Source organism: Mesorhizobium sp. M0659 (assembly GCF_040320605.1).
Classification (GTDB): domain Bacteria; phylum Pseudomonadota; class Alphaproteobacteria; order Rhizobiales; family Rhizobiaceae; genus Mesorhizobium.
Genome location: NZ_JAMYPY010000018.1, coordinates 15,896 through 37,714 on the forward strand (window position 1 = coordinate 15,896; position 21,819 = coordinate 37,714).

Annotated in this window: 20 protein-coding genes; 18 read left to right on the top strand and 2 right to left on the bottom strand. The window is 64.7% G+C overall.

From position 1 onward, the window contains the following. Window positions 1-166: 166 nt before the first annotated feature. From tssA to NKI31_RS24385, 18 genes are read left to right on the top strand one after another with little or no spacing between them, the layout of a single operon-like run. Window positions 167-1,345, top strand: coding sequence for a type VI secretion system protein TssA (gene tssA, locus NKI31_RS24300; protein WP_023708140.1), 1,179 nt, complete (start codon window positions 167-169; stop codon window positions 1,343-1,345). 6 nt (window positions 1,346-1,351) lie between these two features. Beyond that, window positions 1,352-1,888 carry a type VI secretion system contractile sheath small subunit gene (gene tssB, locus NKI31_RS24305; protein ID WP_023673718.1) on the top strand — a complete coding sequence of 179 codons (537 nt, stop codon included), beginning with the start codon at window positions 1,352-1,354 and terminating at the stop codon, window positions 1,886-1,888. Window positions 1,889-1,891: 3 nt separating this feature from the next. Continuing rightward, the gene (gene tssC, locus NKI31_RS24310) at window positions 1,892-3,397 is read left to right on the top strand and encodes a type VI secretion system contractile sheath large subunit (protein ID WP_023682611.1); all 1,506 of its coding nucleotides are present in this window, start codon (window positions 1,892-1,894) and stop codon (window positions 3,395-3,397) included. A gap of 52 nt (window positions 3,398-3,449) precedes the next feature. Beyond that, complete coding sequence (locus tag NKI31_RS24315) at window positions 3,450-3,899, top strand: Hcp family type VI secretion system effector (protein WP_023673716.1); 450 nt, start codon at window positions 3,450-3,452, stop codon at window positions 3,897-3,899. After that, entirely contained in the window at window positions 3,886-4,641 is a 756-nt protein-coding gene (gene tssE, locus NKI31_RS24320; protein ID WP_352652793.1) for a type VI secretion system baseplate subunit TssE, read from the top strand. Before NKI31_RS24315 ends, tssE begins: the two co-directional genes overlap by 14 nt. A gap of 3 nt (window positions 4,642-4,644) precedes the next feature. Beyond that, window positions 4,645-6,519 carry a type VI secretion system baseplate subunit TssF gene (gene tssF / locus NKI31_RS24325; protein ID WP_352652761.1) on the top strand — a complete coding sequence of 625 codons (1,875 nt, stop codon included), beginning with the start codon at window positions 4,645-4,647 and terminating at the stop codon, window positions 6,517-6,519. Beyond that, window positions 6,483-7,523: a type VI secretion system baseplate subunit TssG gene (gene tssG, locus NKI31_RS24330; protein ID WP_352652762.1), complete on the top strand. Its 1,041-nt coding sequence runs from the start codon at window positions 6,483-6,485 to the stop codon at window positions 7,521-7,523. The genes tssF and tssG overlap by 37 nt, the downstream gene beginning before the upstream one ends. Then, on the top strand, window positions 7,523-8,995 hold the full coding sequence (tagH, locus tag NKI31_RS24335; RefSeq protein WP_352652763.1) for a type VI secretion system-associated FHA domain protein TagH: 1,473 nt from the start codon (window positions 7,523-7,525) through the stop codon (window positions 8,993-8,995). The genes tssG and tagH overlap by 1 nt, the downstream gene beginning before the upstream one ends. A gap of 3 nt (window positions 8,996-8,998) precedes the next feature. Beyond that, window positions 8,999-9,451 carry a type VI secretion system lipoprotein TssJ gene (gene tssJ / locus NKI31_RS24340; RefSeq protein ID WP_023804375.1) on the top strand — a complete coding sequence of 151 codons (453 nt, stop codon included), beginning with the start codon at window positions 8,999-9,001 and terminating at the stop codon, window positions 9,449-9,451. Between the two features lie 58 nt (window positions 9,452-9,509). Next, window positions 9,510-10,844, top strand: a complete 1,335-nt coding sequence (gene tssK / locus NKI31_RS24345) for a type VI secretion system baseplate subunit TssK (RefSeq protein ID WP_023709959.1) — start codon at window positions 9,510-9,512, stop codon at window positions 10,842-10,844. 4 nt (window positions 10,845-10,848) lie between these two features. After that, window positions 10,849-12,174 carry a type IVB secretion system protein IcmH/DotU gene (gene icmH, locus NKI31_RS24350; RefSeq protein ID WP_352652764.1) on the top strand — a complete coding sequence of 442 codons (1,326 nt, stop codon included), beginning with the start codon at window positions 10,849-10,851 and terminating at the stop codon, window positions 12,172-12,174. Between the two features lies 1 nt (window position 12,175). Continuing rightward, window positions 12,176-15,712, top strand: a complete 3,537-nt coding sequence (gene tssM / locus NKI31_RS24355; RefSeq protein ID WP_352652765.1) for a type VI secretion system membrane subunit TssM — start codon at window positions 12,176-12,178, stop codon at window positions 15,710-15,712. Continuing rightward, window positions 15,694-16,230 carry a type VI secretion system-associated protein TagF gene (gene tagF / locus NKI31_RS24360; RefSeq protein WP_023704809.1) on the top strand — a complete coding sequence of 179 codons (537 nt, stop codon included), beginning with the start codon at window positions 15,694-15,696 and terminating at the stop codon, window positions 16,228-16,230. The genes tssM and tagF overlap by 19 nt, the downstream gene beginning before the upstream one ends. A gap of 32 nt (window positions 16,231-16,262) precedes the next feature. Beyond that, window positions 16,263-17,102, top strand: coding sequence for a DUF4150 domain-containing protein (locus NKI31_RS24365; protein WP_023708137.1), 840 nt, complete (start codon window positions 16,263-16,265; stop codon window positions 17,100-17,102). A gap of 3 nt (window positions 17,103-17,105) precedes the next feature. Beyond that, entirely contained in the window at window positions 17,106-17,555 is a 450-nt protein-coding gene (locus NKI31_RS24370; protein WP_023682620.1) for a hypothetical protein, read from the top strand. Between the two features lie 18 nt (window positions 17,556-17,573). Beyond that, a complete protein-coding gene (locus NKI31_RS24375; RefSeq protein WP_023682621.1) occupies window positions 17,574-18,053 on the top strand; it encodes a hypothetical protein in 480 nt (159 codons plus the stop codon). Window positions 18,054-18,056: 3 nt separating this feature from the next. Beyond that, window positions 18,057-19,148, top strand: coding sequence for a DUF2169 family type VI secretion system accessory protein (locus NKI31_RS24380; protein ID WP_023682622.1), 1,092 nt, complete (start codon window positions 18,057-18,059; stop codon window positions 19,146-19,148). Further along, entirely contained in the window at window positions 19,136-20,182 is a 1,047-nt protein-coding gene (locus tag NKI31_RS24385) for a hypothetical protein (RefSeq protein ID WP_023815183.1), read from the top strand. Before NKI31_RS24380 ends, NKI31_RS24385 begins: the two co-directional genes overlap by 13 nt. A 33-nt stretch (window positions 20,183-20,215) precedes the next feature. On the opposite strand, the gene NKI31_RS24390 is transcribed toward NKI31_RS24385, so the two are convergent. Further along, entirely contained in the window at window positions 20,216-21,379 is a 1,164-nt protein-coding gene (locus NKI31_RS24390) for a hypothetical protein (protein ID WP_023704807.1), read from the bottom strand. Window positions 21,380-21,389: 10 nt separating this feature from the next. Continuing rightward, window positions 21,390-21,815 (bottom strand): DUF6484 domain-containing protein, encoded by a 426-nt coding sequence (locus NKI31_RS24395; RefSeq protein ID WP_023682625.1) that lies wholly within the window; start codon window positions 21,813-21,815, stop codon window positions 21,390-21,392. Window positions 21,816-21,819: the final 4 nt, after the last annotated feature.

A 21,819-nucleotide genomic window follows, 5' to 3' on the forward strand; every position in this document is an offset into this window, starting at 1 on the left:
TACGAGGTTGGGCAGGCACGCCATGAATTGCGCCATTCGAGACGCAGTTGCACCGACATTCATTAGCGCTCGTTAACTTTTGAGCGGATGGCGAATTGTGGGAATATGCAACCGTGTGCTAACGTTGGGTCACGTACGGTTTTAGAGCCGGTCGCCGGGGGTATCTGTGATCGATCTCGCACTCTGGCTTGCTCCGCTGGACGGTGAAAATCCGTCAGGCGAAGACTTGCGCAACGATCCGGCTTTTCATGAGCTGGAGCGGCTCACGGAGCCGCAGGTCAAGGTCGTCCATGACGGGCGCAACAAGCCAGCCGCGCAATCGACCATTCCGGTCGACTGGCCTGCCGTGCTCGGCAAGGCCGAGGAGTTGCGTTCGCATGGCCGCGACCTGCGCCTGCTTGTCATTGTCGCACGGGCGCTGGCCAATGAAGAGGGGCTGGCCGGACTGGCACAGGGCCTGACCCTGATTTCAAGGACCTTCGAGACGCATTGGGAGACGATGCATCCGGCGCTGCGGGCCAGCCCCCAACCACGCGAGGCCGCCTTGCGCCGCCTCAACGCGCTGGCCGACCTGCAGAACGGCCAGGAAGGCCTGCTGGCGAACCTCAGGCAGATGGTCTTCTTCGCTCCTCGTCCCATCGGGCCGATCAGCGGACGCGATCTCGAACAGGGTGCGCTCGACGATCGCGTCATGCTTCAGGAAGCGGCGTCGGGATTGAATGCCACGGAGAAGGCAGCGCTGGTCAGCGCGCACGGACAGCTCCTGAACCGGGTGGGCAGCGGTTGTGCCGCCCATCAGGACCAGGCCGGTGAACAGATGACAGCGCTCATCGCCGGGGCGCACGCAGCGATCGAGGCGCTCGACGCGGTCGATACGGCCCTGAATGCCCGTCTTGACAGCAACGGGGCTGCCGTCCCGGACCTGAAACGATTTTTGCAGCGCGTGCTGACGACGCTGGAACGCAACACGGCGGTCGAGACCACGGAAGAGGCAGCGACGAAGGGAGCCGCCAGCCCGGCTGCTGCCGCGGCAAGCCCGGCCGCGCCGGTCAGAAACGGTCATGGAGCCGAGACGATGGCAAGCTACGCGGAGACCGGTGCGGGGCTCCCGGACAGGATTTCCTCGCGCGACGATGTGGTGAAGTGCCTCGACCTTGTGGTCGCGTTCTACGACCGCACTGAGCCGTCGAGTCCGATCCCGCATCTCGCCCGCCGGGTGCGCAGGATGGTGCACATGGATTTCGTTGAACTGATGGAAGACCTCGCCCCGTCGGGGCTCAAGGAATTCCGGCTGCTCGCCGGCGTTCCCGACGCCAAGAAGACTGCCCAGAAGGATGAAAGGTAGCAACACATGCCAGCCGAAAGCAAAGCGAAGGTCATCGAGCGAAATCGCGCCCCGCGCGTGCAGATCGCCTACGATGTCGAAACCTACGGCAGCCCGACGACGATCGAACTGCCGTTCGTCATGGGCGTGATGGCCGACCTGTCGGGCGCATCGCAGACCAGGGAAGCGTCCAAGACGGTGCTCGACCGTTCCTTTGTCGAGACCGATGCCAACCGCTTCCCCAAATTCATGGAAGCGCTGGGACCCAGGGTCAAGGCGCGGGTGAAGAACACGCTGCCGCAGGCCGAGGGACAGGAGCGCGACGAAGAACTGGCGCTCGACCTGACCTTCACCAAGATGGGCGATTTCGCCCCCGACAAGATCGCCGAACAGGTCCCGCAACTGGCCGAAATCCTCAAGATGCGGCGCCAGCTCGAGGAGCTGCTCGGCTTCATGGACGGCCGCGTCGATGCCGAAAAGCGCATCGCCCAATTGCTGAACAACCAGCCGCTGCTTGGCCAGATCGCCGCCCAGGCGCTGTCCGACGACAAGGGTGAGGAATAGATCATGGCCGAACAGCAAAAGACCGCAGCATCCGTCGCCGAGGCCGAGGCCGTCGATCTCGGTGAATTCAGCCAGCTCTTGGAGAAGGACTTCAAGGTCAAGAAGGACGACAGCGAGAAGCTGCAGCAGCTGGTGCGCAACTTGGCTCTGGCGGCGCAGTCGCGCTCCGAGACGACGACGATCTCGTCCAACTCGATCAAGTCGATCAAGTCGTTGATCGCCGGCATCGACAAGATGCTGACGACCCAGGTCAACGAAATCCTGCACGCGCCGGAAGTGCGGCAGATGGAAGGCACCTGGCGCGGCCTCTGGTATCTCATCAATAACACCGAGACGGATCAGAAGCTGAAGATCCGGGTGATGAACATTTCCAAGGAGCAGCTGGCCGATACGCTCGAAGACTATGAAGGCCAGATGTGGGACCAGAGCCCGATCTTCAAGAAGGTCTACACCGACGAGTATTCGATGCTCGGCGGCGAACCGATCGGCTGCGTCATCGGCGCCTACGAGTTCTCCAACCACCCGCGCGACGTCGGCCTGTTGCGCAACATCTCCGGCATCTGCGCCTCGGCGCACACGCCGTTCATCGCCGCCGCCTCGCCACGGCTGTTCCGCATGGACAGCTGGCAGGAACTGCCCAACCCGCAGGACCTGCAGCAGATCGTCTCCAACCCGGCCTACGCCTCGTGGCAATCGCTGCGCGAGAGCGAGGATGCGCGCTATATCGGGCTGACCATGCCGCGCGTGCTGGCGCGGCTGCCCTACGGCTCGGAGACAGTCCCGGTCAAGGGCTTCTCCTTCGAGGAGGAAGTGCAGGGCGATCACAACAAATATGTCTGGATGAACGCTGCCTTCCCGATGGGCGTCAACATCAACCGCAGCCACAAGCTCTATGGCTGGGGCACCCAGATCCGCGGCGTCGAAAATGGCGGCACTGTGCTTAACCTGCCGGTGCACTCCTTCCCGACCGATGACGGCTCGATCGCGATGAAATGCCCGACGGAAGTCGCCATCGACGACCGGCGCGAGGCGGAACTGGCCAAGCTCGGGCTGATGCCGATCCTGCACCGCAAGAACACCGATCTCGCGGCCTTCATCGGCGCCCATTCGCTGCAGGACGACGAGACGCGGGCGGGCCGCCTGGTCGACCCCGACGCCCAGTCCAACGAGCGGCTCTCCGCCAACCTGCCCTACCTGTTCCCGGTCTCGCGCTTCGCCCACTACCTCAAGGCGATTGCGCGCGACAAGGTCGGATCGTTCAAGGAACGCACCGACATGCAGATCTGGTTGACCGAATGGATCAACCGGTACGTGCTGGCCAACCCGGCCTTCGCCGACGACAAGGCGCGCGCCAAGCGTCCGCTTGCCGCCGCCGAGGTGCAGGTCGACAGCGTGGAGGGCCGGCCGGGCTACTACAACGCCCGCTTCTATCTGCGCCCGCACTACCAGCTGGAGGGCATCAACGCCTCGCTCAGGCTGGTGTCGGAATTGCCGTCCGTGAAGACCTGATTGCAGCAACCAAACCTTTGTTTGAAAGCGGTGGAGAACGAAAATGCCCACAATGAAGATCGACGGTTTTCTGAAAGTTCCGGATATCAAGGGGCCTAGCACACGCGACGGCCATGACGACGAGATCGAAATCCATGGCGTCGATTACAAGATGGTCGCGCCCTACGACCCCAATTCCCTCTCGCGCCGAGGCCGCGTGTCGATGGGCATGATCAAGTTCACCAAGCACTATGACAAGGCCTCACCCTATCTGGCCAAGGCCCTGTTCGAAAACAAGGCGCTGGACGAGGTCAAATTCTCCGCGCGGCGGACCATCGACGGCGAGAGCAAGGACTATCTGGTCGTTACCCTGACCGACGCCTCGATCATGGAATACGACATGTCGCAGGCCGATGATGAAGCCGACCTGATCCAGGAGGAAGTCTCCTTCGCCTACAAGAAGATCAAGTTCGTCTATGACGACAATGACGAAGCCGAAATGGATGTCTATGTCGGCAAGTGAGGGGCGAGCAAAGCGCCCTGCCGCCGACAAGGTACAGGCGGGCGGTTCACGGGCCAAGCGCGAGGCGGTACAGCCTTCGCTGTGGGACCGCCTCGTCAACGATCTGCCGGGCCTGAGCTCGGAGATAGACGGGCTCAGGCAGGCTCTGCAGGAGGAGCTTGGCGCAGAGCGCCTGGACGAGCTGCTGGCAGACGGACCGAGGCGCATCGACGCCGATGACGCATTGAACCCCGATCAGAAGCGCCGGCTGCACCGGCTGGCGTTTCAGAACCGGCACCGTGGCGAGCTTGAAAGCCGAGGCATCGTGGTGTCGCCCGATGTGCTGCGCGAGGCCGTGCGGCGCGACATCGAGGCGCTGTTCAACACCGAGCGTTTCGAATCCGCGCCGCTGCTATCCGATCTCGAGGCCGAGCAGATGACCGACAGTCCGACATCGCTGGCCGACTTTCCGGAGGTGCGCCGCAGCGTTGTCAATTATGGCGTGCCGTCCTTCTCCGGCCGGTCGTCGCGCGACTTCGATCGCGATGTTCTGGCACGCGAGATCCGCGCCGTGCTCGCCGCATTCGAGCCGCGGCTGAAGGAGAGCGCGACGAAAGTCACGGTCAACCTCGGCGACAAGACCGGCCTGAAGATCGAGATCGACGCCGTGCTGATCATGACGCCGACGCCCGAGCGCATGCGCCTGCGCACGACGATCAATCTCGACAACGGACTGGCGCGCACCGAGTCCAGGGAAGCCTGAGAGATGGACCGGGTCTTCGTAGAATATTACGAGGAGGAACTGTCCCACATACGCGGGCTGGCGGCGGAGTTCGCCGACATGCATCCGGCGGTTGCCCGCAATTTGTCGCTGGATACGGTGCCGTGTCCCGACCCCTATGTCGAGCGGCTGCTCGACGGCGTCGCCTTCCTCGCCGCGCGCACGCGCCTGAAGGTGGATGCCGAGCGCTCGCGGTTTTCGCGCAGCATCCTCGACGTGCTTTATCCCGATCTCGTCACGCCGGTGCCGGCAACCGCCATGGTGGTGCTGAAGCCCGGCCAGCAGGTGCAGACAATGCTTGCCGGCCACGTCGTCAAGCGCGGCACGCGGCTGGTCTCCAGCCTGCAGGCCGGCCTGTCGACACGCTGCACCTTCACCACCGCGCAGGACATGACGCTGTTTCCGATCGCGATCAGTTCGGTCGGCTATTTCCAGGACCGCAGCGCGCTTGCCGCCGCCGGCATCGGCCCGATCGCCGGCAAGGCCGGCGAAGCGGCACTTCGCATCACGCTGGCGCGGACCGGCAAAGGCAAGCTCGACGAACTGGCGCTCGACCGGCTCGACTTCTATTTCGCCAACCGCACCAAGGCGCCGCTAATCTTCGACGCCATCTTCGGAGTCTGCTCTGGTGTCGGCGCTCGACCGGAAGGCAAGACCAATCCATTGTCGCCGCTACCGCCGCCGGAGATGGTCGGCATTGCCGATGCCGAGGCGCTGATGCCGCGCACGCGGCCGACCTTCGAAGGCTACCGCCTGCTGCGCGAATATTTCATGATGCCCGAGCGCTTCCATTATGGGCGCGTCACCGGCTTGCTGCCGGTCGTGCGCAAATGCCAGGCCGGGCTCGAAATCATCTTCCTGTTCCGGCGTCCGGTGCCCGAACTCGCCGATCTGACGCCGGCGGATTTCGATCTCTTCGCCACCCCGATCATCAATCTCTTCGAGCGCGAGTGCAACATCGTCGAGCTCGACCAGCGCAAGACACGCCAGGTGCTGCATGCCGACCGCACGCGGGCGCGCGACTTTGAAATCTACCGCGTCATCCGCGTCGAAGACGCCGATGCCGAGGGACCCGACGCGGAGATACCGGAACTCTTCAGCCTTGGGCAAAATCGCGGCAGCGGCTGGGTCTATTCGACGGAGCGGCGGCCGCGCCGGCCGACCGAGGACGAGCGGCGCCAGGGCGTGACGCGGACCTCCTATGCCGGCGACGACGTCTTCCTGGCGGTGTCGCGCCCAGTCAACAGTCAGGCCAACCGGCCGCTCAAGCGCGTCGACGTCGTGGCACTGTGCACAAACCGCGATCTTGCCATCCTCGACGACACGCCAACGCTGACGCTGGAAGCGGGCGACCCGGTGGAATCGGTCAGGCTGCTCGGCGCGCTGCGTTCGCCGCAGCCGGCCATCCCGGCAGCGCTGCCGACCGGCGCCGACAGCGAGTCGCGCGCCGACGACCTGGCCTGGCGGCTGGTGTCGCAGCTGGCGCTGAACTTCCTCAGCCTGGCCATGGAAGGGCGCGGCGTCGATCCGCTGCATGCGCTGCTCGATCTCTATGCCGAACGCGGCGATCCCGGGCTTGCCCGCAATGTACGCTCGATCGTGCGCATCGATTCGCGCGCGGTGATCGAAAGGCTGGCGATCGAAGGGCCGATGTGCTTCGGCCGCGGCACGGAGGTGACGCTGCATGTCGACCAGTCGGTGCTGGCTGGGCAGAGCACCTTGCTGATGTCGGGGCTGCTGTCGCGGCTGTTTGCCCGTCATGCCGGAATAAACGGGTTCGTGCGCACGCGCACGCGATTGCTCCAGAAACAGGAGGATGTGCCATGGCCGATGACGCCCGGCAATCGCTACCTGATCTAGAGCGAGCCGCAACCCTGTCCGAGAGTTTCGACTTCTTCGAACTGCTGCGCCGGCTCGAGCGGCAAGGCGGCCTGTTCGGCCATTCCGGCCGGCCGGACCGCGAGCCAGCAAGGCTCGGCCAGAATGTGCGGCTGTCCTTCGCGGTGCAGGACGTTGTGGATTTCCGCGAGCCGACCGACAATTCGCCGGCGCGGGTGACGGTCAACAATCTCGGCCTGCTCGGGCCTGAAGGGCCGATGCCGCTGCATCTGACGCGCTGGGTGCTCGATCGGCTTTCGCAGCGCTGGTATGCGGGCGCCGAGGCGCGGCAGACGAGCGACACGACCTTCGTCGATTTCGTCAACATCCTGCAGCACCGGATGATCGCGCTTTATTATCGCGCCTGGGCGGATGCGCATCCGGCCGTGCAGGTCGAACGCGGTGTCGGCGGCCGCGTCCGTTCGATGCTGGAAGCCATGGCCGGCATTGGGCTGCCGGGCACGCAGGACGCCGAACTCGATGCGGTAAAGCTTCGCCAGGCCGCCTCGCTCGCCAGCCAGGTCGACGGTCCCGAACGGCTGACCCTGTTCCTGGCCGAAGCCTTCAAGGTTCCGGTGGTGCTGAAGGAATTCGTCGGCGCCTGGATGACCATTCCCAAGGCGCTGCAGAGCCGGCTGGCCGGCAGCTATGCCACACTCGGCCGCAGCGCCACCATCGGCCCGCGCAGCTTCAGCCGGCAAAGCCGAATCGAACTGCGCATCGGTGCGCTCAGCTATATCGACTACAAGGCGTTCCTGCCCGGCGGCGAGCGGCTGAAGCTGTTGAAGCAGGCGGTGCGCGACCTGATCGGCGAGACCATCGATGTCGATCTCAGGATCGTGCTTGCGGCAAAGGCAGTGCCGCCGGCGAAGCTTGGAACCGTCCAGCTTGCCCGCACCACCTGGCTGGCGCGCAACCCTGCGCGAGGCGATGCCGAAGACATGCGGCTGCGCACCATCGTCGGCTGGCGGGAAGAGGTTGCCTGATGAGCCTGCTGCTGACGCTCGAACAGGGACCCCGCGCGCAAGTCACGCGGCAGGCGCGGCTGGACGAGGGTGAGCTGGTGATCGGCCGCAGCGCCGACGCCGACTGGCAGATCATCGATCCCGACATGTTCGTCTCGCGCGCCCACTGCAAGATCACCAGCAAGCAGGGCGGCTATTTCGTCACCGATACCTCCAGCAGCGGGTTGTTCATCGACGATGCCGCCAGCCCGCTCGGCGCGGGAAATACCGCGCGCCTGCAAAGCGGCATGCGACTGCGACTGGGCGACTATGTGGTGTGGGTCGATTTGCAGACGGCGAAGACCGAGGCGCCGGCCTCCAGGCCTTCAGCGCCTGCCAGTAAGCCGGCGGCGTCGCGGGCGCCGGTCAGCCTCGGCGGCGACGATTTCTTTTCGTCCACCACGGAAGAAGAGCCGGGACGGCCACGCCCTGCCAACCTGCCCGATCCATTCGAAAAGCCGGTGCCCGGCGCATTCGCGCGTGCGCGGTCCGATGAACGCAGCTCGCAGGCGTTCGACGATCCGTTCAGCCTCGACCCTGTGGCAACGCCGGTGGCCGAGCCCACTGACAGAAACGGCGCCAAGCCATCGTTCGACGATCCCTTCGGCCTCGACTCCGCGCCGCTGTCGAGAGAGCCGAGCAGATCCAATCCTGAGAAGCCGCCGGGCTACGATGACGGGTTTGGTTTTGGCCCGGCCGAGTCCACCAGTCTCGACGCAGGCGCGACGGATGGCGGCGCAATCGATGCGGCCTCGCCTGCTCCCTCCGCGGCGCCGTGGGAGCTGCCGGCTCGCGCGGCCGAGCCATCGCCCAAGCCAACCCCGCAACCACCGCCCCGCCCTCCTGTCCGGCAAGCTGCAGCACGGCCTTCGACCGGACAGCCGGACGCGGACCTTCGCGCTGCTTTCCTGCGCGGCATGGGTATGGACGAGGCCGGCTTTCCCGGCCGCAATCCGGTTGCCGACATGGAGAAATTCGGCCGCGAGTACCGGCTGATGATGGATGGGCTGATGCAGCTTTTGCGCAAGCGCGCCGAAGAGAAGGGCAACGCTCGCGTCGCGCAGACCGTGGTTGGCGCGTCCGAGGTCAACCCGCTTAAATTCCTGCCCTCGGTCGACGATGCGCTGGTAACCATTCTGGCCGAGCGCAGCCCCGGTTTCCTCGGCGCCGAAGCGGCGATCAAGGACGCGGTGCGCGATCTGGCGCAGCACCACGTTCGTGCCTGGCGCGGCGTGCAAGGCGCGCTCAAGCGCATGATCGACCGCTTCGATCCGGCGGCGATCGAGCAGGAACTGAAGTCAAGTTCGGCGATCGGCAATCTGCTGACCGGCGGGCGCGGCGCCAAGCTCTGGGAATTGTACCAGAAACGCCACCGTGAAATCGCTCACAGCGCCGACACGCGTTTTCTGGGCGAGATCGGCGCTGATTTTCGTGATGCATATGAGGAGGACTGAGACATGATCGACAGACGCGAATTTATTTTTGCCATCGGAGCGACGGGACTGCTGACGGCTTGCCAGAGCGGCCCGCCGAAACCATCCGTCATCACCGTAAACCTCGCCGGCGGCGCCGGCATGAACCCCGGACCGGGCGGCGGCGACAGACCGGTGACTGTAATGATCCTGCGCCTGAAGAGCACCGGCGCTTTCAATTCGGCCGACTACTTCGCCCTGCAGGGCGGCGCCGGCGCGGCACTTGGCGGCGATCTCATCGGCTCCGATACGATTTCCGTCGGACCCGGCAAGACCGCATCGAAGACCATCACGGTCGAGCCGGAAGTGGCAGCACTCGGCTTCGTCGCGCTGATCAGGGAACCCACCGGACGCAACTGGCGTACCACCAAATCGGTTTCGTCGGGATCGAAATTCACCGTCAATGTGAAGCTCGGCAGCGGCGGCATTTCCGCCTAGCGGCGGCGGGTCCGCAAAGCCGCGCCAAGGTGATGAGCAGGAAGCAGAGAGTGCCGGCATGAGCGATGCAAACAGGGTGCTGTGGTCGGAGGGGCTTTTCCTTCGCACCCAGCATTTCCAGCAACAGGACCGCTTCTTCGAAGCGACGGTGCGCGGCGCCTTGCAGGCCGGGCATCTGCATACGTTCGGCTTTCGAACGTTGACGCTCGATCAGGCACAGCTCGATGCCGGCCAGATCTCGGTGCTTTCGGCGCGCGGCATCTTTCCCGACGGGACGCCGTTCGCGATCCCTGAGACGATGGATGCGCCGCGGCCGCTGGCGGTGACGCCGGAGATGGGCGCGGGGCCAGTGCTGATCGCACTGCCGCTCGAACCGCCCGGCGGCGTCGGCTTCGACCCGGCTCACGCCGAGCCGTCAGGCGCACGCTATCGCGGGCGGATCGTCTCGGTGCGCGACGCCGTGCATGGCGGCTCCGACCCCGAGGAAATCGAGATTGCGCGGCCGCAGGCGCTGTTGCTGGCGCCGGGCACGGCCGTCGGCGGTTACACCGCGCTGCCGGTGGCCGAGCTCAAGGGCGTGCGCGCCGATGGCGGCGTGGCGCTCGACGACACCTTCCTGCCGCCGACCTTGGTCATCGGCGCGGCCTCCTGGTACAGCCGCCTGCTGCAGGAAGTGGTCACCGGCCTCGACCAGATCGCCGAGGCGCATGGCAAGATGGTGCTGGGCGGCCCCGGGCGCAGCGTCGAAGACCTTCTGATCCTGAACCTGGTCAACGCCGCGCGGCCGCGGCTGGCGCACATGCTGGCGCAGGACGTTTTCCATCCGGCTGAGGTCTACATGGAACTTGCCGGCCTTGCCGGCTCGATGGCGACCTACGGTTCGAGCGCAAGGCGGCTCGGCGAACTGCCTGTCTACGACCACATGGCGCCAGGCCCGGCCTATTCGGCGCTGGCCGACGCGCTGCGTTCGCTGATCCTCAGCCTGCGCTACATTGAGCCGAAATCGCGCGCCCTGCCGGTCATGCGCCATGCCACCAATGTGTGGAAGATCCGCATCGACAACCCGAAACTTCTGGTGGCGAGCCGCATCGTGGTGCGGATCGGCTCCGAACTGTCGGAGGATGCCTTGCGCAAGATTTTCGTCAACCAGGCGACGGTCGGCTCGGCCAGCGAATTCGAAGGGCTGTGGAAATCACGCCTGCCCGGCATTCCGCTGAAGCCCCTTCATTCGCAGCCGCGCGAAATTCCCTATGACGGCGACCGGCTGTGTCTCGAACTGGACCAGAAAAGCGAGCACTGGGCCTCGCTGCTCGAAGCGCCGGGTTTTGTGATCGGTGTTTCGGGCGTGCTGCCCAGCGAACCGCAGGTCGACTGCTACTCGGTCAACAGGTGAGATGATGAGCAGGGACGATCCGTTCGGACTGTCCGAGGATCGGGAGCGGACGCGCATCCGCCTGAGCGGAGCGCCGACGCCGCGCGCCATGCCGCTGCCGGCGTCGGGCGTCACCGCGAAGCGCTCCGCGCGCGCGCATTCGAACGTGCTCGTCAACGCGTTCTCGCCGCTGCTGGAATTTGCACCAGAACTCGAAAACGCGCAGCCGCCGGAGAACCCGGAAGCCCTGCGCACCAGGCTGCTCGACGAACTTGTGCGCTGCCGCGACACCACCATGGCGCAGGGCTCCTCGCTCGAGCGCGCCGACCAGGCCGCGTGGCTGGTGGCGGCCCTGCTCGACGATCTGGCGCTGAACACGCCGTGGGGCGGCGCCAGCGCATGGCCGCGCCAGCCGCTGGTGGTGATGCTGCGCGGCGACGTCGACGCCGGCGCGCAGTTCTTCGCCCGGCTCGAAGAGCTTGAACGCCATCCCAATCGCGACCGCGAAATGCTGGAGTTGCAATATCATTGCATGGCGCTCGGCTTCCGCGGCAAATATCGCGTTCCGGGCCGCTCCGGCGACCGTTCGCTCAATGCGGTGCGTGTGGCCGCGGCGCGTTTCCTGCGCGACAGCGACGCCGAAGGCGCACAGCTTTCGCCCAACTGGAAGGGCGTGATCGCCTCCGACGAGCCGCAGCGCTTCATCGTGCCGATCTGGGTGATGGTTGCGGCAGCGGCGGTGATCGCCACCGCCATTCATATCGGGCTGTCGATGAGCCTGAGCAGCCAGGCGGTCGAGCTTTCGGCGCTGGTTCGCGCCTTGCCGCCGCCGACGCGTACGGATGTCACCCGCGCTTCGCCGAAGGTCGACGCGCCGCCGCCGGTGGCGGTGGATTTCGCGCTGCTGCCGGAATTCCAGGCCGCGGCGCCGGACGAGCTCAAGAGAGCGCTGAGCGGCACGGAGAGCGTGTCGCTGGCGCGGCTGGTCATCCAGGCCTCCAATCCCGAACTCTTCCAGTCGTCGCGCGCGCAGCTGACAGACGGCTTCGATCCGCTCATCGCCTCGGTCGCCAAGGTGATCCTCGAGAACCAGGATCTGATCGGCGATATCACCGTGGTCGGCCACACCGACGGCGTTCCCTTGCAAAAGACCAACCCACTGTCCACCAACCAGCGGCTGTCGGAAGCCCGCGCCGCGGAAATTGCCGATATCCTGATTCAGAACGGCGTGCCGAAGGAGCGCGTGCGCTCCGAAGGCCGGGCCGCCACCGATCCGGTGGCCGACGACGGCACACGCGAAGGCCGGGCCTTGAACCGCCGCGTCGAAGTGCTGGTCGAAAAGAGGCTGTGACATGTTCATCCTGCGCTTCCTCTGGGCGGTCCTGACTTCGAGTTTCCTGTGGACGCTGATCGGCCTGGCGCTGCTGTCGCTGATCATCTGGGTATTCGGCCCGATCGTACGGGTCGGCGACTATGTGCCGATGGCGTCGGAGACGGTGCGCATCGTCATCATCGCGCTTTTGGTGATCTTCTGGCTGATCTGGCTGATCGTCGCGCAGCGCCGCGCGATCCGCGCCAACCGCATGTTCGTCGCCGAGATTTCCGCCCCGGTCGAGGAAAAGCGGCTCAGCCCGGGCGAGGAAAACGTCGCCGCGGTCGGCGCCAAGTTCCAGGACGTCATGGTCGAGTTGAAGCGCCGCAAGCTCGGCGGCCGCAAGTTCCTGCGCGAGATGCCGTGGTATGTGATCGTCGGCCCCCCGGCGACCGGCAAGACGACGGCCTTGCGCCAATCCGGCCTCAACTTTCCGATCGACCTCACCGACGATCTGCAGGGCATCGGCGGTACCCGCAACTGCGACTGGTTCTTCTCCGAAAACGCAGTGATGATCGACACCGCCGGGCGCTATGTCCAGCAGGAAAGCCAGCCCGATGTCGACGCCGTGGAATGGCTGGGTTTCCTCGATCTGTTGAAGAAGCATCGTGGCCGTCGTGCGCTCAACGGCGTCATCGTTGCGCTTGGGATCGACGCGCTGTCCGAGGGCGACGAAGCCGTCAAGGCGCATGGCCGCAAGATCCGCAGGCGCTTGGCCGAGCTCGAGGAGCGGCTGGAAATCCGCTTGCCGGTCTATCTCATGCTGACCAAGGCCGATCTGATCAGAGGCTTCGAGGCCTTCTTCAGCGGCCTGTCGACACAGGCGCGCGAACAGGTATGGGGGACGACCTTCCCGCTCGATGCACGCGTCGACGCCAAGACGATCGCGGGCGAAATCACGACGCTGTCGAGGGAGCTGGAAAAGCGGTTGGTGCCGCGGCTGGAAGACGAGGACAAGCTGGCCGAACGGGCCGAGATCTTCCGCTTTCCCGCACAGCTGCAAAGCCTGTCCGAGCCGATCCAGGTGCTGGTCGAGGCGATGTTCGGCGAGAGCCGCTACGAGGAGGCGGCCTGGCTGCGCGGCCTCTATCTGACCTCGGCGACCCAGGAAGGCGCGCCGATCGACCGGCTGACCGCGGCGCTCGCCTCCTCCTTCGGCCTGCCGGCACGACGCACGATGCCGGCGCAGCGCTTCGAGAAGCGCAGCTTCTTCCTCAAGAACCTTTTGACCGAGGTGATCTTCAAGGAGGCCGGACTCGGCACTTTCGATCCGCTGGCGCAGCGCCGCCGCAGCTGGATCTGGCGCGGTGCCGCCGCTGCCAGCGCGGCTGCGGCCATACTCGCCGGCGGCCTGTTCACCTGGTCCTACTACGACAATCGCAACGCCATCGCCGCGCAAGCCGGCCAGTTCGAAGCGCTGCAGGCGCCGCTGACGTCGACCGCGGCGACGCCCGCCTCGGTGCTGCAGCCGGCGATGGACGTTGCCCTGACCGCCATGGACGAAGTCGTCAATGCCAGGACTGCGCCTCCGAACAAGGCACAGGACCTGCTCGGACCATCGGCTTCGGCCGAGATGATGCGGGCGCAGACCGACACCTATGACCACGCTCTGCGCAACGTGCTGGAGCCGCGGATGGTGGCGCTGCTCGAAGCGACCATGTGGCGGCAGATCCGCGATCCGGACTTCATGCTGGGCGCACTCAAGACCTACCGCATGATGACCGGCCTGTCTCAGATGGACTCCGACTTCGTCGAGAATTGGTGGGTGAACGACCTGCCCGAATTCGCGCCGGCCGCGCCCTTCCCGACCGCCGATGCGGAAGAACACCAGTTGGCCGCGATCCGGCGCATGGCGGTTGACGACAGCTACATCGCGCCCGACCAGGCGCTGGTCGCCGAAGCGCTGAAAACGGTCTGCACGATCTCGCTGCCGGCGCGGGCCTACAAGCAATTGCTGGCCGATCCGGCGGTGGCCGGATTGAAGGAATGGATCCCCGCCAATTTCGCCGGGCCGAACGGCGCCAAGGTGTTTTCGCGACGCTCCGACAAGACGCTGCGCGTCGGCATATCAGGCGCCTTCACCTATGACGGCTTCCACGACGCGATCCTCGACCGGGTCGAGGATGTGGCCGCCCAGGCGGCACTCGACCGCGCGGTGTTTGCCGGCGGTTGCTCGGAAAATTCCGAGACCTCGGTGTCGGCGCTATCGGAAGATATCCTGAAGCTCTACTATGACGATTACATCGCGCAGTGGGACAGTTTTTTGCGCGACATGCGGCTGGCTCCGCTCAGCGACCTCAACATTGCCAGCGAGAATCTGAAAGACCTTTCCAGCGCCGATTCCGCGCTGAAGCGGCTGCTGACGGCGGTGGTCCAGGAGGTCGACCTCACCCGCTCGGACGAGGCGCCGACCGACGACAAGGCGGCGGCGAAGGGCGGCTCGAAACTGCTGGGCAAACTCGGCAAACTGGGCAAGATCGTCAAGACTGGCGCCAAGCTGCTGCCGCGCGCAGGATCGGCCAGCGAAGTCGACCTGACCGGCACGCTGGTGGCCGAACACTTCAAGCCGCTCAAGAGCACGATTGCCGAGGTCGACGGCCAGCCGCCGGCGCTCGATGCCGCGGTCGTTGCGCTGACGGCGCTGTCCAACGTGCTGCAGACGGTGACCGCCAATCCCGACCCGCAGGACGCGATCAAGAAACAGGGCGGGCTTGCCGAACTGACCGGCGCCGTCGCCCGCCAGGCGCAAATCCTGCCCGACCCGGTCAACACCTGGCTGAGCGGCATTGCCGGCGACACCAGCGGGTTGACGCAGAAGGCCGTGGCCTCCGAGCTCAACGCCATCTGGCGCGCCGACATCCTGCCCTTCTGCCAGGCCGCGCTCAACGACCGCTATCCGTTCAGCCCCGACAGTGCCGTCGACGTCAACGTGCGCGACTTCGCCCGCCTGTTCGGACCGGCAGGGATGATCGACGGCTTCATCAACGACCATCTGATCGGCTATGTCGACACCTCGGCGCAGCCTTGGAAATGGCGTGCCGATTTCGGCCTCGACCCATCGGCGCTCGCCGCCTTCGAGCAGGCGCGGCGCATCCGCGACGATCTCTTTCCCGGCGGTCAGGGCCCGGTGATGGCCTTCACGCTCGAGCCGACCGACCTGTCGCCCAACGTGACCCGCGTCACCCTCAACCTCGATGGCCAGAACCTGGTCTATTTCAACAATGCGACGCGGCCTCAGCCGATGACGTGGCCCGGCAAGGACGGCACCGGCGTCATCTCGCTCGCTTTCCAGCCGATCGACGGCTCGCCCGAAATCATGCTCAACGAGACCGGCAGCTGGGCATGGCTGAGGATGCTGCGAGGCGGCCGCTTCACCGGGACGTCGCTGTCCGATGTCTACAGCCTGCGGCTGGGGACGAAAGGCATGTACGCCGATTTCAAGCTCAAGGCGGCGAGTGTCGAAAATCCCTACAACCTCCAGATGTTCAAGAAATTCTCATGTCCGCCGCAGATCTGAACACCGGCTTCTTCGGCAAGATTCCGGCGACCGGAGATTTCGTTGCCGTAAACCTGCCGCGGACCTTCATCGACCGCTGGGACCGCTGGATGTCGATGGAGTTGCGCGAGAGGCCAGACGAGGGGGAATTGGATTCGCGTGTTTGGCGCTTCATCGTCAAGAGCGGCATTTTCGGCGACCGGCCCTGTGCCGGCGCATGGCGCATGAGCGAGGACCGCGTGGGACGCCGCTATCCGTTCGCGATCATCGGGATTGGGGCTACACCGGCACCTGACGATGCATGGTTCGACGGCGTTGCGTCAATCGTTGATGAAGCGGTCGAATTGCAGAGGACGCAGTCCTGGATAGCCGAAGGCTTGGCCAACCTTGCCGCGCCCAGCAACAGCCATGGCGATCCGAACCGGATTGGCTTCTGGCTCGACGACTGGTCGGTGCATGAGTTCGCGTTCTCGGATATTCACGACCTGGCGGCCAACGCCCTGCCGAAAATGCGCGCCCCGCGCCCTGAGACGGAATAGCTCTGATGGGCAGCACAGTCTTTGCTGAAGGCATGGGCTTCTTCCACAAAGGAAGCGGCGGCAAGGGCGTGGCGCCGGGAGATGTGTGCTTGAGCCCGCCTTCCCCGCCGGCAGGCCCGGTTCCGGTTCCATACGTCAACATGCTGTCTTCCAGCGATCTCACCAAAGGCAGTAAGAGCGTCAAGATCGAAGGCAATCCGACCGCGCTCGAAAGCTCGTCGGAGGTTGCGACCAGCACCGGCAACGAGCCGGCCACCCAAGGCCTCGGCGCGGGGGTCATAACGCACAAGATCAAGGGCAAGGGAGTGTTCAAGCTCTGGTCGTTCGTCGTCAAGGTGGAGGGTAAGGGTGTCTGCCGCCATGGCGACACCATGGAGCAGAACACGGCAAGTCCACTCCCGAACACCATCGATACCGCCGCCTTGGTCAACTTCCGCAATGCTCTTCTGGTGAAAGAGAAGAAGAAATGCACGACCGATTATTGCTACGACGATCATTACACCCAGCCAACAGGCCCGCAGAAAGCCAAGGTTCAGAACCGGCCATGCTGGGAATGCAAACGTAACCTTGACAGGTTGAAGAAACGCACGACCGGCAAGAACAAGACCGCGATCAAGCGACTGGAGGCCAAGGTCAACCGGCAAATTTCGGGGAAGGAAGCCCCGCTGATCGCCGATCACCAGCCGACGCAGAAGGCAGCGTGGTACGCGGGTGGATGCAATATAGAGATCGTCCCACAAGGCTTCAAGGATGCGATGAAAGCGCTTTACGTCAGGCCGCATTGCTCCAGCCACAGCAACAGCCAGCCGGGCCGGCAGTCGAAGGTGGACAACAAGGCGATTAGGAAGTTCATGAACGCTCGGGGGATCTAGGCGATGAGTGCAACGGGTTTTGCCGATCTCGACGCTGACTATACGGCGATAATCGATGCGTGGACCGCAGAGCTCCACGCCGTCATGCCGGCGATCGAGGAATGGTGGGGCGCACTGCAGCAGCGCCTGAACGCCTCCGGTGAGAACATAGCCAATCTGCATTGGCCCGCCGGGCTGGTGGCCCATCCACGGATTCTGGCGATCTACCGCAAGCACTACTTCAAGGTTCACGGCCTGAACCTTGAACGGTACGCCCGACAGACCGATGATGACGACGAGGACGATGAATCGAACTGGGGTGAGGATGGCGACGAAGCGGACGCCAGCGGTCCCGTGCCGCCCAATCTGCTGCTGGTCGAAATGATGTCCGAATACGACACGGAACTATTCAAGTACTTCAAGTACTTCGTCTATGTCCCGATCGGCGAGGATCCATCTCTCGAAATGTGCTGAGGCTAGAAGAAGATGGCAATGCGGATTGATCATAGTGTCGAACTCGGCCTGAACCGGCTTCTCAACGCACCCCAGGACGTTGTCGGTCCCGATCATGGAATCCGCCTTTCGCGCCGCGAGGCCTCTGCTGCCTATAGGTCCCTGTTCAAGGCCTACCTCGCTGACTTGCAGGAGACGTTCGAGGTGGCTTCCGAGATCTGGGAAGCTGGCCTCGACGAACTGGTCGATGGCGGCCTGACCGTCAATCAAGCGATCACGGCCCAGCTGGATGATGCAGCGGCCGGCCCGGCGAATCATCCGGCGGTGGTGTGGCTCGTGCGGGAATACTGGCTGCGATGCGTTGCGGTGGGGGAAACGCTGCCCGCGGCCGACCGCCTCGCGCCTGAGGTGTTCCTGCTGCAATGGGTCGTCGATGAAGGCAACAAGGAATATGTAGAACTGCTGACGGCCATGCCCTATTGGCCGATCGGGCTTGATGAAAACGGCCGGTGGTGCTGAACGATGGCCTTCGATGTCTGGCTGGAAAACAGGACACCCTTCGCCGCCGCGACGCACGTCCAATTGAATGCTGACGGCCAAGAAACTCTGATTGTCATGCTATCGGCAAGTTTCACGGCGACGGATGAAGGAAAGGAATTCCAGCCAGCGGCCGAACAGGTGCCGGTGATCTTTGGCGATGAGCCTTTTGGCGATCCGGCCCTTTCATCGACCCGCTACGAAGCGGACATCGCGCCCGTCAAGCCTGGCGCCGAGGTGATCGTGAATGGCGTCGCGCACGCGCCGGATGGAAGGCCGGTACGCGAGATGCAGGTTGGCCTGCGTGTCGGTAACTCGATCCGCAAGGTATTGCAGGTCGTCGGGGACCGGATCTACGACTCCGGCGGCTACAGCGCACCGGCGCCTTTCCGGACCATGCCGATCGTCTATGAACGCACCTATGGCGGCACTTTGGAAGACTTGCGCACGGACCAGCGCAATCCAGTCGGCGTGGGGTACCATAACGCCCGGTCTGCAGATCCTGCGGTCAGAACCGAGGCGCCCAACGTCATGTATCCGGGCGAAGCGCAAGCCCGACCTGGGGAATCCCTGAGGCCGGCGGGATTCGGGACGATTGGCCGGGGCTGGCAACCGCGCCTGGCTTTCGCCGGAACCTACGACAAGGCTTGGCTCGAATCCCAATGGCCGCTCGCTCCCAAAGACTTCGACACGCGGCATTATATGTGCGCCCCAGCCGATCAGCAGATGGCCGGCATCGGCAACGGCGAGGATATCACGGTGATCGGCATGACGGCTTCGGGCAGATGGGATTTCCGCCTGCCGCGCATCACGGCCCCGCTTCGGCTCATTTATGACGATCGTGTAGAAGAAAACGCGTTCAAGCCTGACACCGTGCTCATCGAGCCTGACTTGAAGCGCGTGACCCTTAAGGCTCGTTTGGCAGTGGTAATCCGGCGCAACGTGCCGGCGCTGCGGGAAATCGCCTTCGGCCACATTTCTCCTGTTTGGATCAATGCGCGCCGCAAGCGAAAACTCTATCTCAATCTTCTCGGCGGCGACGGGGCCCTGCGCGATCGCTCGGCGTGGCAGCCGTGAAGCGGCCGCTCTACATCTCGGTTGGTGGCGCCGTCACGCCTGCTGGATTGAACGCGCGCCAGACCATCTCAGCCATTCGCGCCAACCTGTCAGCATTTCAGGAGGTGCCTCTTTCAGAGCCGTTTCCCACCACACAGATCGTGGCACGCATTCCAGCCAAGGCGGGCCTGCGACGCAATGACGGGGTATGGCTCGCCAGCATGGGCGCCCGCGCTCTCAAGGAGGCGATGCTCGACAACAAGGCAACGCCGGACCACACCGCTGTTCTGCTCGCGCTGCCGGAGAGTTTCCGCGACCATCCGGCGTATGAAGAGGTCGAGCGGGGGCGCCTTTTGAATGCCATTTTCGAGCGATGCGGCCTGCGCTTCAATGCCGGCTCGCGCGTATTTGACGGCGGTGCCGCAGCCAGCGCCGGACTGCTCGACTATGCCGGCGACATGCTAGAATCCGGGACCGTCGCGCAGGTGCTGCTGGGTGGTGTGGACAGCCTCGTCAACGGGACCGACATTGCGCGCTTGATGCGAGCCAATCGTCTGAAATCCGAAAACAATGCTCAAGGGGCAGTCCCTGGCGAGGGCGCTGTCTTCGTGCGCTTGACGCGAGCGCCGGGGAGCGGGCCGGCTGCAATGATTTGCGGGGCGGGCCTGGCTCAAGAGATCGACAGCGTTCTTTCCGAACGCCAGAGTCAAGGCCGTGCGATGGTGGCTTCGCTGCTTGCTGCCTTCAGCGGGTCCGGACCCAAGGAACCCGATATCGAGTTCCTTGTCAGCAATGGAAACGGGGAACGGTACAGCGGGCTCGAACAACTGGTCGGTCGCTCGCGATTCTACCGCACGCACCGCGAGATATTCCCGACAGCCTACCCTGCGATGACGGTCGGTGACATTGGAGCCGCTAGTGCGGCACTTGTTCTGATGCTGGCGGCCGACAGTTTTATAAGCGGTTACGCGCCGGGCCGCGTCGCAGCCTGCGAGCTTGCATCCGAGGGTGGCAACCGGTCGGCGATCGCGCTTACCGACCTCCGCCAACGCTGAACGGAGGGACAAGCCTTCCCTCGGCGAAAGCGATCACATCCACGCCGGGAACTTGCGTGTCCTGCGCCAGTCTGCCAGCGGCGCCTCGGGCGTGGCGATTGCCGCGCGCAACGCATCCACCCTGAGCCTGCGCATCGAACGGAACAGACGATGGTTGCGCCCGCCGCGCCCTTCGTCCCACCATGCTTCGACGCGATCGGCGGCCGGCAGCGAGCTGTCGTCGAGTTGGGCAAAGCCCTCGCCAAGAACAGCTGGATCGGCAACGAAAAGGTCGGTGTCGCCGAAGTCCACCTCGAACAGATCGCGAAGTGCTGCACCCGCTGCGGATGCCAGTTCCGGCTCGCGCATCTTCTCGATCAGCCACGGCACCACCGCTTGGTCGCCGAGCAGCCCGATCGATGCCGTGGCCGCGATGCGCAAGACAGGCTGTCCGAGACGTGATTGCAGCCAGGCCTTGCCGGCCTTCGGCGGCGTCGTCAGCAGGCGCAACTCGATCGCCGCCTGCGCATGGTCCGTCTCCGTCAGCACGATCTTGTCGATCACCGAGTGCGCGGACCGAGCCTCGCCAAGCAGGCAAGCAGCGAAGGCGGCCGCAAGACGTTCTTTCGTTGTCTCGCCGTCAAGCCCAGCCAGGACTTCCGGAAGCAGGTCGCGCCGCCTGAGCACGCCGGCGAGCCGGACGGCGCGCCAACGCACGTTCGCATTGGAATGGCTGGCCAGATCATGCAGGCGCTGTCCCGGATCGACGCGATGATGCCAGAGCGCAGATAGCCCAAGACAGCGCAGCCGCGCGTCGCGCGTGTCCAGCCACTGCGCCACGAACGGGCGCAGGTTTTCGCCCGGCGTGCGCGCGATCGCGGCAGACAGGCTCGATATGCCGGCGTCACCTAGGCTTGCGCCCGCGTCGATTGCAGAGGTCACCAATTTGGCATCGCTCCAACGCATTGCCAGAGTGCCAAGCACGAAAATCTCGCCCGGTTCGGCGTAGTCGGCGAAGCGCGCTTGAGCAGCTTCCCAACCGGCCTTGCCGGCTGCCATGAGCCCTTCGAGATTGGCTTCGAGACGCTGGTCGATGCGGCCGATATCGGTCTCGTCGAGGATTGGACCGTCGATCTCCAGACGACGTCGAAGCCACAGGAACGCCGCGTCCTCGGCGTGTTGGTCCACGATCGCCGCAATGGTCGCGATGCTGTGCATCGGCAATGCCTCAGTTAAGATGCACGGCCCCGCCGCGGATGCGGTTGGTGCCACTGGCCTGGCTGGTCAACTGGGTGCCACGAATGGTCACGCGTCCATTCTTCTCCAGAATGATCGATGCCAGGCCGCAGCGCAGTTCAATGCGCTCATCGCCGTTGATGACGACACGTTCGCCGTCGCGGACGACTTCGAGGCTCCTGCCGCGGGGCGCAGGATCGACGATGCGCCCGACCACCAGCGGCCGCGCCGGGTCGCCGCCCTCGAAGAGCAAAGCCAGTTCGGATCCGACGGCCGAAACGTCCAGCTCCGTCAGGCTGCGCGCCGCTATCGCGGTCTCGCGCGGATTGCCGACGAAGACAACCAGCGGCGCCCCGCCTTGGAAGCCGATCAGCAGGCCGATCACGACGCCGTCGATACGCTCCAGCACTTCCATGATGATG

What these genes read in the sequence shown, in the direction of transcription:
- tssB (WP_023673718.1), top strand. Translation starts at nt 1,352, where the DNA reads ATGCCAGCCGAAAGCAAAGCGAAGGTCATCGAGCGAAATCGCGCCCCG.
- tssC (WP_023682611.1), top strand. Translation starts at nt 1,892, where the DNA reads ATGGCCGAACAGCAAAAGACCGCAGCATCCGTCGCCGAGGCCGAGGCC.
- NKI31_RS24315 (WP_023673716.1), top strand. Translation starts at nt 3,450, where the DNA reads ATGAAGATCGACGGTTTTCTGAAAGTTCCGGATATCAAGGGGCCTAGC.
- tssE (WP_352652793.1), top strand. Translation starts at nt 3,886, where the DNA reads ATGTCGGCAAGTGAGGGGCGAGCAAAGCGCCCTGCCGCCGACAAGGTA.
- tssF (WP_352652761.1), top strand. Translation starts at nt 4,645, where the DNA reads ATGGACCGGGTCTTCGTAGAATATTACGAGGAGGAACTGTCCCACATA.
- tssG (WP_352652762.1), top strand. Translation starts at nt 6,483, where the DNA reads ATGGCCGATGACGCCCGGCAATCGCTACCTGATCTAGAGCGAGCCGCA.
- tagH (WP_352652763.1), top strand. Translation starts at nt 7,523, where the DNA reads ATGAGCCTGCTGCTGACGCTCGAACAGGGACCCCGCGCGCAAGTCACG.
- tssJ (WP_023804375.1), top strand. Translation starts at nt 8,999, where the DNA reads ATGATCGACAGACGCGAATTTATTTTTGCCATCGGAGCGACGGGACTG.
- tssK (WP_023709959.1), top strand. Translation starts at nt 9,510, where the DNA reads ATGAGCGATGCAAACAGGGTGCTGTGGTCGGAGGGGCTTTTCCTTCGC.
- icmH (WP_352652764.1), top strand. Translation starts at nt 10,849, where the DNA reads ATGAGCAGGGACGATCCGTTCGGACTGTCCGAGGATCGGGAGCGGACG.
- tssM (WP_352652765.1), top strand. Translation starts at nt 12,176, where the DNA reads ATGTTCATCCTGCGCTTCCTCTGGGCGGTCCTGACTTCGAGTTTCCTG.
- tagF (WP_023704809.1), top strand. Translation starts at nt 15,694, where the DNA reads ATGTCCGCCGCAGATCTGAACACCGGCTTCTTCGGCAAGATTCCGGCG.
- NKI31_RS24365 (WP_023708137.1), top strand. Translation starts at nt 16,263, where the DNA reads ATGGGCTTCTTCCACAAAGGAAGCGGCGGCAAGGGCGTGGCGCCGGGA.
- NKI31_RS24370 (WP_023682620.1), top strand. Translation starts at nt 17,106, where the DNA reads ATGAGTGCAACGGGTTTTGCCGATCTCGACGCTGACTATACGGCGATA.
- NKI31_RS24375 (WP_023682621.1), top strand. Translation starts at nt 17,574, where the DNA reads ATGCGGATTGATCATAGTGTCGAACTCGGCCTGAACCGGCTTCTCAAC.
- NKI31_RS24380 (WP_023682622.1), top strand. Translation starts at nt 18,057, where the DNA reads ATGGCCTTCGATGTCTGGCTGGAAAACAGGACACCCTTCGCCGCCGCG.
- NKI31_RS24390 (WP_023704807.1), bottom strand. Translation starts at nt 21,379, where the DNA reads ATGCACAGCATCGCGACCATTGCGGCGATCGTGGACCAACACGCCGAG.